The organism is Stenotrophomonas sp. Steno-Z1 (assembly GCF_056393175.1).
Map to the genome: position 1 here is coordinate 1,476,569 of NZ_JBWJPB010000001.1, position 12,107 is coordinate 1,488,675.

8 protein-coding genes are annotated in these 12,107 nt (G+C 69.5%); 7 read left to right on the top strand and 1 reads right to left on the bottom strand.

Going from position 1 to position 12,107, the window contains the following annotated elements:
- The first annotated feature begins 1 nt into the window (after position 1).
- The 5 genes from AC06FD_RS06560 (at position 2) to AC06FD_RS06580 (ending at position 4,027) form a co-directional block, all read left to right on the top strand.
- Complete coding sequence (locus AC06FD_RS06560; protein WP_259202583.1) at positions 2-463, top strand: NUDIX hydrolase; 462 nt, start codon at positions 2-4, stop codon at positions 461-463.
- Positions 460-1,599 (top strand): tRNA 2-thiouridine(34) synthase MnmA, encoded by a 1,140-nt coding sequence (mnmA, locus tag AC06FD_RS06565; RefSeq protein WP_259202582.1) that lies wholly within the window; start codon positions 460-462, stop codon positions 1,597-1,599. Before AC06FD_RS06560 ends, mnmA begins: the two co-directional genes overlap by 4 nt.
- Complete coding sequence (hflD, locus tag AC06FD_RS06570; protein WP_259202580.1) at positions 1,596-2,210, top strand: high frequency lysogenization protein HflD; 615 nt, start codon at positions 1,596-1,598, stop codon at positions 2,208-2,210. The genes mnmA and hflD overlap by 4 nt, the downstream gene beginning before the upstream one ends.
- A gap of 228 nt (positions 2,211-2,438) precedes the next feature.
- The gene (locus AC06FD_RS06575) at positions 2,439-3,629 is read left to right on the top strand and encodes a methyl-accepting chemotaxis protein (protein ID WP_259202579.1); all 1,191 of its coding nucleotides are present in this window, start codon (positions 2,439-2,441) and stop codon (positions 3,627-3,629) included.
- Positions 3,630-3,727: 98 nt separating this feature from the next.
- Positions 3,728-4,027, top strand: a complete 300-nt coding sequence (locus tag AC06FD_RS06580; protein ID WP_394161868.1) for a hypothetical protein — start codon at positions 3,728-3,730, stop codon at positions 4,025-4,027.
- A gap of 935 nt (positions 4,028-4,962) precedes the next feature.
- Here the strand turns inward: AC06FD_RS06580 and AC06FD_RS06585 are convergent.
- A complete protein-coding gene (locus tag AC06FD_RS06585; protein ID WP_449335844.1) occupies positions 4,963-7,755 on the bottom strand; it encodes a bifunctional diguanylate cyclase/phosphodiesterase in 2,793 nt (930 codons plus the stop codon).
- Positions 7,756-7,911: 156 nt separating this feature from the next.
- Between AC06FD_RS06585 and AC06FD_RS06590 the strand changes: the two genes are divergently transcribed.
- Positions 7,912-10,017: a sensor histidine kinase gene (locus AC06FD_RS06590; RefSeq protein ID WP_478077344.1), complete on the top strand. Its 2,106-nt coding sequence runs from the start codon at positions 7,912-7,914 to the stop codon at positions 10,015-10,017.
- A gap of 2 nt (positions 10,018-10,019) precedes the next feature.
- Positions 10,020-11,777 carry an EAL domain-containing protein gene (locus AC06FD_RS06595; protein WP_259202575.1) on the top strand — a complete coding sequence of 586 codons (1,758 nt, stop codon included), beginning with the start codon at positions 10,020-10,022 and terminating at the stop codon, positions 11,775-11,777.
- Positions 11,778-12,107 lie beyond the last annotated feature (330 nt).

The following is a 12,107-nucleotide window of genomic DNA, read 5'->3' on the forward strand; positions in this document are numbered from 1 at the left end:
GGTGACTGCCGTGCAGGACCCGCGCTGGACGCCGCATGTCACCGTCGCCACGGTCGTGGTGGATGACGGGCGCCTGCTGCTGGTGGAAGAGCTTATTGACGGCCAGCGGGTGCTGAACCAGCCGGCCGGCCACCTGGAGCCGGGTGAAAGCCTGGCCGCGGCCGCCCTGCGTGAAACCCTGGAGGAATCCGGCTGGGAGGTCCGTCTGACCGCCTTCATCGGCGTCTACCAGTGGACCGCGCCGGACGGGACCGCCTTCCTGCGCTTTGCCTTCGCCGCCACCCCGGTCGCCCACGATCCGGCGCGGGCGCTGGACACGGGGATCATCCGCGCGCTGTGGTTGACCCCGGCCGAGCTGCGGGCCGATCCGGCGCGCCTGCGCAGCCCGCTGGTGCGCCAGGTGGTCGAGGACTTCCTTGGCGGCCAGCGCCACCCCTTGGCACTGGTGAAGGACATCGCATGAGCACGCCACGGATCATGGTCGGCGTGTCCGGCGGGGTGGACTCCTCGGTGGCCGCATGGCGGCTGGTCCAGCAGGGCGAGCCGGTGGCCGGGCTGTTCATGCAGAACTGGGCCGACGACGGCAGCGGCGACTGCCGCGCCGAGGACGACCGCCGCGACGCGGTGGCCGTGTGTGGCCTGCTCGGGATCCCGTTCCATTTTCGCGACTTCTCCAGCGAGTACTGGCAGGGCGTGTTCGAACATTTCCTGGCCGAATACGCCGCCGGGCGCACGCCCAACCCGGACGTGCTGTGCAACCGGGAGGTCAAGTTCAAGCATTTCCTGGATGCGGCCCGCGAGCTGGGCGCCGAGCGCATCGCCACCGGTCACTACGCCCGCGTGGCGCAGGTGGCTGGGCGTTGGGCGCTGCTGCGCGGTGCCGACCGCAGCAAGGACCAGAGCTATTTCCTGCACCAGCTGGGCCAGGCCCAGCTGGCCGCCACGCTGTTCCCGATCGGCGACCTGCAGAAGAACGACCTGCGCCGGATCGCCCGCGATGCGCGGCTGCCCACCCACGCCAAGAAGGACTCCACCGGGATCTGCTTCATCGGCGAACGCGACTTCCGCGAGTTCCTCGGGCGCTACCTGCCGGCCCGGACCGGCGAGATCCGCGACCCGGAGGGCAACCTGATCGCCGAGCACCCCGGCGTGTTCTATTTCACCCTGGGCCAGCGCGAAGGCCTGAACATCGGCGGCGTGCGCGGCCGGCCGGCCGCGCCCTGGTACGTGGTCGGCAAGGAAGTGACCAGCAACATCCTCTACGTGGACCAGGACCGCGACAGCCCCTGGCTGCTGTCTACCCGGCTGCACTCGGAGGCGGCGCACTGGATCGCCGGGGCGCCCCCGGCGCGGCGCTTCACCTGCACCGCCCAGACCCGCTACCGCCAGCCGGACGAGCCCTGCCAGGTGCAGGTCAACGACGACGGCACGCTGCTGGTCCGTTTCGACCGCCCGCAACGCGCCGTCACCCCCGGTCAATCGCTGGTGTTGTATGACGATGAGGTCTGCCTGGGTGGCGCGGTGATCGCCGCCACCGATGCGCCGCTGGAACAGCGGCTGCGGACCGTTCCTTCTCCCTTCGAGGTATCTGCTGCATGAGTTTTTCCGTCGACGACCGCGTTCTTGCCTTGGCCGGCATTGCCCAGGCCCTGCAGCAGGTGCGCCGCATCGCCGAGACCGGCCATTCCGAAGCAGCGGTGGTGCGCACGGCGATCGACAGCGTGTTCCGCATCGACGCCGACAGCCCCCAGGCCATCTACGGCAGCCCGGCCAACGTGGCCTCGGGGCTGCGCCTGCTGCACAACTATTTCCGCAGCCAGGGCCAGGACGAGGCGCTGCCGCGCCTGGCGCTGGCGGTGCTGCAGCTGGAACGCCGCTTCGTGCGCGAGCACGCGGTGGTGGACAAGGTCAGCCAGGGCATCGCGCGCGCCCAGCGCCAGGCCACCGAGCTGGGCGACAGCGCCCATCCGGACGTGCTGGCCGCACTGGGTGGGCTGTACGCGGACACCATCAGCAACCTCAAGCCGCGGGTGATGGTCCAGGGCAACCCGCATTACCTGGGCCAGGCCGGGGTGGTGGCCGAGATCCGCGCCCTGCTGCTGGCGGCGGTGCGCTCGGCGGTGCTGTGGCGCCAGACCGGCGGCCAGTACTGGGATTTCCTGTTCTCGCGCAAGGCGATGATCGAGGCGGTGGACCGGCAGCTGCGCTGATGCACGGCGACGGGGCGGGCGGCGTGCAGCCACCCATGGGGCGGCTCCAGCGTTGATCGACACGGGTGGAGCCACCCCATGGGTGGCTGGGTCGGGCGGCCGGGGATCCCGCAGCCCCCCATGCGGTGGCGCTACCGCGGGGAGGTTTTTCGAGGGAATGTGCAGTGCAGCACTAAAGCAAACGGGGGTACGGCCGATACATCAACCGTGCACTTCCCGAGAACGTCCATGTACTCACGCATCTTCATCCGTCTAGCCGCCCCCCTGGTCCTGACCCTGCTCCTCCCCTTCGCCATCGGCTTCGAATGGCCAGCCGCCCTGCGTTGGGCGATCCTGACCACCATGACGCTCAGCTGGCTCGGGTTTGCCTGGTGGACCGCACGGGCACAGACCCAGCGCTCCCCCGAGCACGCCCGCATCCTGCGTGAGCAGGACCAGCTGCTGACCGAGCTGCGCTCCTTCGTCGCCAACGAAGTGGACGGCTCGCGCGGCGAAGTCGAACGCGCCCGTGACCTGATCCGCCATGCGGTCAGCGGCCTGGGTGGCAGTTTCGACGCCATGAACCGCAAGTCGCGCCAGCAGAGCCAGGCCCTGGCCCGCATCGTCGACCGTGCCGGTGAAGACGGCGGCGCCGGCGTCGACGTGGCCCGCTTCGCCCAGCATGCCAGCCATCGCATGGAGCAGCTGGTGGAGGCGCTGGAACAGGTCAGCGGCCAGAGCAGCAATACCGTGCAGCACATCGACCAGATGGCCCAGCACCTGGATGGCATCTTCGCGCTGCTGGAAGACGTCAAATCCATCGCCGACCAGACCAACCTGCTGGCCCTGAACGCGGCCATCGAAGCGGCGCGTGCCGGTGAAGCCGGTCGCGGCTTTGCGGTGGTCGCCGACGAGGTGCGCAACCTGTCCGAGCGCTCGACCACCTTCAACGAGCAGATCCGCAAGCTGGCGCACAGCTCCAAGGACGCCATCGCCAAGGTTCGCGAGACCGTCTCCAACATGGCCTCGCGCGACATGGACCGCTCCCGCGAAGCGCGTCATGAAGCGGCGCAGATGCTGGACAACGTGGCCCAGATCAATGCCTCGCTGGGCGACGGCATGCGCGAGATCTCCGAGTGCGGTCGTGCCATCGACAGCAGCGTGGCCGAAGCGGTGCGCGCCCTGCAGTTCGAGGACATCGCCACCCAGGCCCTGGGCGGGGTGCATACCCACCTGGACCGCCTGACCGCGATCAACCGTGAAGCGGTGGCGCTGCAGGAACTGCTGCACCGCAATGGCGGCGTGTTCGACGAGGAAGTGGTCAACGCCCTGCAGCGCACCGGCAGCCGCCTGCGCGAAATGCGCAGCGAGTGGGAGCGTCCGCCGCACAAGGCGGTGGCCCAGCAGAGCATGGCCGCTGGCGCGGTCGAGCTGTTCTGATCGACATGACGCGTGCCGGTTCCGGCACGAGCAACGGCCCCGGTTTCCCCGGGGCCGTTGTGCTTCCAACACTCGTCCTGGCTGCAGATGATCGCCCGATGTCGTTGACTGCTTCCCCCAGCCCTGCCTCCCCGTCGCCTGGCGCCCTCCCCGACGTGGACGGTCTGCCGGCCGCGCGTGCCGAGGCCCCTCCAGCCCCGATGGCCGAACCGTTGCGGGGCCTCGCCCTGATCGGGCGACTGGAGCAGCTGGCGCAGGCCGAGCTGGCACGGCTGGCCGACCGCAGCGGCTCAGCCGAGTGCGCCCTGCCCGCCCCGGTCGACCCGGCGCTGGCCGGGCTGGCCTGGGATCTCGGGTTGAGCGGCGAGGCCGCCGCCAAGGCCGCGCGCGAACGCTGAGCGGAGAGCAGCCGAGCATGGCTCGGCTCTACCGATGCCATCGCGTCCCCGGTAGTGCCGAGCCATGCTCGGCAACACATCCCACAGACATCGCACACCCGGTAGTGCCGAGCCATGCTCGGCACCCCACCCCACACGGCACTCGCGTGCGCCCCCTGCTCGATACGAAGCGTTTGGGAATACGCGTGCCGGCATCTGGCCTGGAACCAGGCGCTGCTTGGCGTGGGGAGACCGGATCAAAAGCAGCCGAGCATGGCTCGGCTCTACCGATGCCATCGCGTCCCCGGTAGTGCCGAGCCGTGCTCGGCACCGCACCCCGACAGAGATCGCACACCCCGGTAGTGCCGAGCCATGCTCGGCACCGCCCCCCACACAGCATTCGCGTGCGCCTCCGGCCCGATACGAAGCGTTTGGGAATACGCGTGCCGGCATCCGGCCTGGAACCAGGCGCTGCTTGGCGTGGGGAGACCGGATCAAGAGCAGCCGAGCATGGCTCGGCTCTACCGATGCCATCGCGTCCCCGGTAGTGCCGAGCCGTGCTCGGCAACACATCCCACAGACATCGCACACCCGGTAGTGCCGAGCCATGCTCGGCACCGCACCCCGACAGAGATCGCACACCCCGGTAGTGCCGAGCCATGCTCGGCACCGCACCCCACACAGCATTCGCGTGCGCCCCCTGCCCGATACGAAGCGTTTGGCATTACGCGTGCCGGCATCCGGCCTGAAACCAGGCGCCGCTTGGCATGGGGAGACCGGATCAAGAGCAGCCGAGCATGGCTCGGCTCTACCGATTGGGGGGATCAAGAGCAGCCGAGCGTGGCTCGGCTCTGCCGATTGGGGCGGATCAAGGGCAGTCGAGCATGGCTCGGCTCTACCGATTAGGGCGGATCAAGCGCAGCCGAGCGTGGCTCGGCTCTACCCGGTGGGCGTGGTCAGACGGCGTGGGTCAGGGCGACCAGCGCGTCGCGCGGGGCCATCTGGGCGCCGCCGGCTTTGAGCCACTGGGCCAGGTCGCGCGGGGTCAGGGGGCGGGAATACAGGTAGCCCTGGATTTCGTCGCATCCCTGGCGCCGCAGCATGGCCTCTTCCTGTTCGGTCTCCACGCCTTCGGCGACGACCTTCATGCCCAGCGCATGGCCGAGGTGGACGATCGCCTGGGTGACTTCGGCGGTGCCGGTGTCGTGCAGCATGCCCTGGACGAAACTGCGGTCGATCTTGAGGCGGCCGACCGGGAAGCGGTTGAGGTAGTGCAGGTTGGAGAACCCGGTGCCGAAGTCGTCCACCGCCAGCGGCACGCCGTGGCGTTCGAGGACGTCGAAGCAATGGCGCAGCACGTCGGTGTCGCGGATCAGGGCCGATTCGGTGAGTTCCAGCTCCAGCCGCTGCGGCGGCCAGCCGTGCGCGTGGCAGATATCGATCACCCGCTCGGCAAATCCACGATCGCGCAGCTGCACGGCCGAGACATTGACCGCGACACGGTCGAACTGCAGGCCCGCCGCGTCCCACGCGGCCGCCTGGCGGCAGGCCTCGGTCAGTACCCAGTCGCCGATGCGGACGATCTCGCCGCATTTCTCGGCGATCGGGATGAACTCGGCCGGGCTGCAGTAGCCGATGCCAGGCCGATGCCAGCGCAGCAGCGCTTCGATGGCCGGTGGCTGGTCGTGCGCGGCGTGCAGCAACGGCTGGTAGGCCAGGGTGAATTCCTCCCGCTCGATCGCGCCCAGCAGGGCGTGCTCGATCTCCAGCTTGCGCTGGATCCGCATCAACGCATCCTGGCTGTAGTACTGGTAGGTGTTGCGGCCCGCTTCCTTGGCCGCGTACATGGCGGCGTCGGCGGCACGCAGCAGCGAGTCGAAGTCGCCACGGCCCTCGTCGAGCATGGCGATGCCGACGCTGGCGCCGACCTTGAGCGTGGTCTCGCCGCGCTGCAGCGGCTCGGCCAGCGAGGCGATCAGCTTGCGCGCCACGTGGCCGGCATCTTCCGGCTCGGCCAGGTCGCGAAGCACCACGATGAACTCATCGCCGCTGAAACGGCCGAACAGGTCGGCGTTGCGCAGGTTCTGGTGCAGGCGCGCGGCCGCGGCCTTGAGCAGGGCATCGCCGGTGGCGTGACCGAAGGTGTCGTTGATGGTCTTGAAGCCATCGAGGTCGATGAACAGCATCGCCAGCGGCGCGCCGCGATCGCGGGCCTCCTCGATCGCATCGGCGGTCTGCTCTCGCAGCAGCATGCGGTTGGGCAGCCCGGTGAGCAGGTCGTAGTGGGCCAGCAGCTCGATGCGCTCGTTGGCTTCGCGTTCGCGGGTGATGTCACGGAACAGCACCACGAAGCGCGTCGGCAGGCCGTCGCGACGGTCCAGCTCGATCAGCACCTGGACCCAGATGCGCAGGCCGGACTGGCGGTAGAAGCACAGGTCCAGCTGCTCGGGCAGGCCGCCGTCGGCGATACGGGCCAGCGCGGCCTCGAACGCATCGCGGGAGTCCTGGGTGTACAGCGCCAGCGCCTGGTCCAGGCTGATCGGCTCCTTGCGCAGACCGTGGATGCGGTAGCACTCCTCGGTCCACTGCATGTGGCGGGTGCTGACCTCGATCTCGCAGCCACCGATGCGGCCCAGGGCCGAGACCCGGTTGAGCAGCTCGGTGCGCCAGCGGATCAGCGCATCGGTCTGGTGTTGCTCGGTGATGTTCTGGACCTGGCCAAGCAGGCGCTGGATGCGCCCGTCGGCGCCCAGCAACGGTTGCATCCACAGGCGCAGGTGCAGCGCACCTTCGCGTTCGCGCGGCAGTTCCAGTTCCAGGGTGGCCGGCTTGCCATCGTGCAGCATGCGCCGCCAGGCATGGCGTAGCAGGCTGCGCGAGCGCGGTTCAAGGCGTCGCAGCCAGCGGCGGCGCCCGGTCAGCGGGTCATCGCCCACGCCGAGCAATGCGCGGAACTCCGGCGACCACCAGAACTGGCGATCATCCGGGTTCCACGACCAGCTGCCCATGCTGGCGATGCGCTGGGCTTCGCGCAGGTGCACCTGCTGCTCCAGCAGCAGCGCTTCCATCTGTTTCTGCGCCTGGATGTCGGTATGGGTGCCGACCATGCGCAAGGGCTGGCCATCGGCGGTGCGGGCGACCACCCGGCCGCGGTCCAGCACCCAGCGCCAATCGCCCTCGGGATGGCGCACGCGGTACTCGGCGGTGTACACCTCGCCCTGCCCGCCCAGGTGCGCGTCCAGCGCGGCGCGTACAGCTGGCTGGTCATCGGGATGGATCGGGGCGAGCAGCGCGGCGGCCGCGTCGCCGCGGGTGGTTTCCTCGGTCGGGGCCGGCTGGCCGTCCCAGCGCCGGGACCGGGTCACCGCGTCGCTGGGCACGTCCCAATCCCACAACCCGTGGCCGGCATGGTCCAGGGCCAGCTCCCAGCGGCTGCCGGCATAGTTGGCCACCGGCTCGGGCACGCTGAGGGTGAAGGCCAGCAGGTGGCCGTCCGGGTCGTGCACCGCGCGCATCCAGCCGTCGAAGCGCCCGCGCGGCCCGCCGGGCAGCTGGCACGGCACCAGGCCCCCATCGGCGGCCAGCAGGCGCAGGTCTTCGAGCAGCTCGCCATAGGCCGCCACGGTTGCCGGCAACCCATGCTCGCGTGCGGCCGGGTTGGCCGCCAGCGGGCGCCCCGCCCGGTCCAGGATGACCAAGGCCGACGCCAGTGGATGCTGCAGCAGACTCGCGATAATCCCTTGGTCCACGCGGTAAGACTCCGATAACGCACCCGACAGCCGGGAACGCAATCGTTAGCGGCGGATTCCGCGGATAGTTGAGCCGCGTACCGCGCGCAGCCCCCAAACCGGACGCCACGCTCTAAGATGCAGGTCGCCCGCCTCGATCCGGTCCCTGCCCCGTCCATGCCTGTCGCCTCGTCCGGCCAGCCCAGCCCCGCCCCGCCCGAACGGCCGCTCGCCCAGGCCCTGCGCCGCGACCGCTGGCGCGTGGTGCTGGGCTATCTGGGGCTGGCCCTGGTCTGGATCCTGTGCAGCGATGCCGCCGTGCAGGTGCTGACCCGGGACATGGCCACGGCCGCGCACTGGCAGACCGTCAAGGGCGCGTTCTTCGTGGTCGCCAGCGCGGCGCTGATCTACCTGCTGCTGCGACCGCTGGCCCAGCACGTGCTGCAGACCCACTCCAAGCTGGAGTGTTCGGAGACCCGCCACCGGCAGATGTTCCAGAACAACCCGGGGCCGATCCTGGTCTACGACCTGGACACGCTGGCCATCCTGGACGCCAACCCGGCGGCGATGCAGCTGTTTGGCTGGTCCCACGATGAATTCACCACGATGCCGATCAGCGCGTTGTGGCCCACCGGCGACGAGCCGAAGCTGGCGGCCAAGCTGGCGCAGATCCGCGCCGCGCCGGACGAACTGTGCGTGATCAGCGCCGACCTGCAGCTCAAGGACGGCAGCCGCCGGCACATGGAGATGCGCAGCAACTTCATCGACTACGACGGCCACCGGGCCCGCCTGCTGATCGCCATCGACCGCACCAGCGAGGACCAGGCGCTGCGCCGCCGCGACCTGGCGCTGGCACGGGTGGAGGAAGCGCATGAAATGGCCCGGATCGGCGCCTGGGAAGTGGATCCGGGCACCGGGCTGGGCCGCTACTCCAACCAGGTCTACCACCTGCTGGGCCGGCGCCCGCCCGAAGCCCGGCGCTGGCACCGCTTCGAGGAACTGCTGGTGCCGGCCGACCCGGCCACCGCCGCGCTGACCGAACAGCTGCTGCAGGACATGGCCGCCGAGCAGGTGCAGATCGACGTGCTGCTGCCGCTGCTGGCGATGGACGGGCGTGCGCTGATGGTGCACCTGCGCGCCGAGAGCGGCCATGACGATGCCGGCCGGCCGCGGGTGCTGGGCACGCTGCAGGATGTGACCGAGCGCGAGCAGTCGCGGCGCCTGCTGCGCGAGCGCGAGGAACAGTTCCGCGAGCTGGTGCGGGTGCTGCCGGACGGCGTGGTGATCCTGTCCGACGAGCACGTGCTGTACGCCAATGCCTGCGCGGCCGCGCAGTTCGGCTACGGCCAGCACACCCTGCTGGGCGAGCCGCTGGCCGCGCTGGTGGCGGCCGAGGACCTGGCCCGGGTGCGTGCGCAGTTGTTTGCGCCGATCCCCCTGCCCAGCACCGGGGCCGGCGAGGTCATCGGCATGCGCCGGCTGGACGGCCAGCACTTCCAGGCGGGGCTGGCGGTAGGCGACGTGCGCTATGGCGGGCGCAACTGCAAGCTGCTGATCGTGCGCGACCTGAGCGAGCCCGAGCGCATCCGCGAGGCGCTGGAGACCAGCAACCGCGAACTGCAGGCCATGGCCGGGCGACTGTTCTCGCTGCAGGAGGACGAACGCCGCGCGATCTCGCGCGACCTGCACGACGACATCGGCCAGGCGATCACCGCGATGAAGCTGTCCGCCTATGCCGCGCAGGACGAGGACGACCCCGCCCGGCGCGGCGACGACCTCGAACAGATCATCCAATTGGCCGACGCCACGGTGGGAAAGCTGCGCGACATCTCCACGCTGCTGCGCCCGCCGCAACTGGACGCGCTGGGGCTGGAGGCCGCGCTGCGCTGGCAGGCCAGCGTACTGTTCCGCTCGGCGGCGATCGAGCTGCTGCCGGATATCCAGGCGCTGCCGCAACGCCCGCAGGGCGACATCGAGCAGGCCTGTTTCCGCATCGCCCAGGAAAGCCTGACCAACGTGCTGCGGCATGCGCGCGCCAGCCAGGTGAGCCTGCAACTGCATGACATGGGCGATGCCGGACTGCACCTGCAGGTCCGCGATGATGGCGAGGGCTTCGATCCGGAAGGCCCGCGCGGGCTGGGTCTGATCGTGATGCGCGAGCGCGCGCAGAGCGTCGGCGGCACCCTGCGCATCGAGTCGGCACACGGTGCCGGTACCCTGATCGACCTGTACCTGCCGTATCGCAGCAGCGATCCGGCCACTCCCGATACATTGGAACACTGAACATGTGGAACCCTTCCCTGCCCCTGGTCAGCATCGAGGATGCGCCGCCGCGCCTGGGGGCCGGCAATCCCGAGCTGCAGGCCATGGTCAGCGACGCCGCCTCCGGTGGCACCCCGCTGATGCTGATGCACGTGGACATCGACCATTTCGCCTCGGTCAACGAGAACATGAGTGCCGAAGTGGGCGACCAGGCTCTGGTGCTGGTCGCCCAGCGCCTGCAGCACCACCTGCGCGGGCGCGGCAAGCTGTGGCGGCATGGCAGCGATGAGTTCCTGCTGGCGGTGCCGCGCAGCGCCGACATGCCGCTGCCCGAAGACCTCGCCGAGGAGATCCGCCAGCAGCTGGAACTGCCGCTGTCGGTGCTGCCCTATACGCTGTTCATGACCGGCAAGCTGGGCGTGAGCCTGTGCCCGGAACACGCCAGCGACACCTCGCGGCTGCTCGACCATGCCGAAGACGCGCTGCACCAGGCCGCCCGCGAAGGCGGCAACGCGGTGCGTATCCACGCGGTGGACACCCCGTCCAGCGCGCACAGCGAGAGCATCATCGCCCGGCAGATCGTGGATGCCATTCCCAACGGCGAATTGAAGCTGCGCTACCAGCCGCTGGTGAGCGCGCGCGACGGCCACGTGGTGGGCATGGAAGCGCTGCTGCGCTGGCAGTCGCCGACGCTGGGCATGCTGGTGCCGGAGCGTTTCATGCGCACCGCCGAACGCCTGGGCATCATCGTGCAGATCGGCACCTGGGTGCTGGAAGGCGCGTTGAAGCAGGCGCGGCTGTGGCGCGACCAGGGGTTCGACGACTTCACCATCGCCGTCAACGTCTCCACCCTGCAGCTGCTGCGCCCGAACTTCTTCGCCGAGGTGATGTCGCTGATGCAGGCCGCCGGCGTGCCGGCGCAGATGCTGACGCTGGAGATCAACGAAAGCGCGCTGACCAACAACGTCAACTTCGTGCATGAAACGCTGGTCAACCTGCGCAACGAAGGCATCAGCCTGAGCCTGGACAACTTCGGCACCGGCGACTCCAGCCTGAGCGCGCTGGTGCGCTACCCGGTGGACAAGCTGAAGATCGACCGCAGCTTCATCAAGAGCGCGCCCGCCGGCAACCGCGAGGCGGCGATCGCGCGCGCGATCATCGCCATGGGCCACCAGCTGGGCATGACGGTGATTGCCAATGGCGTGGAATCGCAGGCGCAACTGGGCTTCCTGCGGCGCAACGACTGCGATGTGTTCCAGGGCTATCTGTTTGGCGAGCCGATGTCGGCCGATGCGGCCGGGATGACCCTGCGCCGGCGTTACCTGCGCCCGGAAGCCTTCGCCGAGACGCGCCCGGACCGCACCCTGCTGCTGCTGGACGATGAGGAAAACGTGCTGCGCTCGCTGGTGCGGCTGTTCCGCCGCGATGGCTACCGGATCCTCGCGGCGGGCAACGTGCGCGATGCGTTCGACCTGCTGGCGATCAACGACGTGCAGGTGATCCTGTCCGACCAGCGCATGAGCGACATGAGCGGCACCGAGTTCCTGGGCCGGGTGAAGATGCTCTACCCGGACACGATCCGGCTGGTGCTGTCCGGCTACACCGATCTGAACACGGTGACCGATGCGATCAACCGCGGCGCGATCTACCGGTTCCTGACCAAACCATGGAACGACGACGAACTGCGCAAGCACATCCACCAGGCGTTCCGCACGCACGAGGAACAGCGGCGGGCGAATACGGCACCGCCGGTGGCGCTGCCGGCCGCGGACGACGACTGACCCCCGCGATTGCCGTAGAGCCGACCGTTGGTCGGCTGCTCTCAACCGAGGTACCACCGCAGCCGACGCGTCACGGTAGCCGACCAACGGTCGGCTCTACGAAAATTGTCGTGCCGTGGCAACCGGCGTGGCACGGCAGCCGGCCAACGGTCGGCGCGAAGACAATGCGGCGTGCGGATGCGTGGCGCCATGCCATGCAGGCGAGGATCGCCGCGAGGACCGTAGAGCCGACCGTTGGTCGGCTGCTCTCAACCGAGGCGCCATGGCGGCCGACGTGTCACGGCAGCCGACCAACGGTCGGCTCTACGAAATTGTCGTGCCGTGGCAGCC

Bases quoted from the DNA above. Each gene is read 5' to 3' on its own strand.
- mnmA (WP_259202582.1), top strand. From the start codon at position 460: ATGAGCACGCCACGGATCATGGTCGGCGTGTCCGGCGGGGTGGACTCC.
- AC06FD_RS06590 (WP_478077344.1), top strand. From the start codon at position 7,912: ATGCCTGTCGCCTCGTCCGGCCAGCCCAGCCCCGCCCCGCCCGAACGG.
- AC06FD_RS06575 (WP_259202579.1), top strand. From the start codon at position 2,439: ATGTACTCACGCATCTTCATCCGTCTAGCCGCCCCCCTGGTCCTGACC.
- AC06FD_RS06595 (WP_259202575.1), top strand. From the start codon at position 10,020: ATGTGGAACCCTTCCCTGCCCCTGGTCAGCATCGAGGATGCGCCGCCG.
- hflD (WP_259202580.1), top strand. From the start codon at position 1,596: ATGAGTTTTTCCGTCGACGACCGCGTTCTTGCCTTGGCCGGCATTGCC.
- AC06FD_RS06580 (WP_394161868.1), top strand. From the start codon at position 3,728: ATGTCGTTGACTGCTTCCCCCAGCCCTGCCTCCCCGTCGCCTGGCGCC.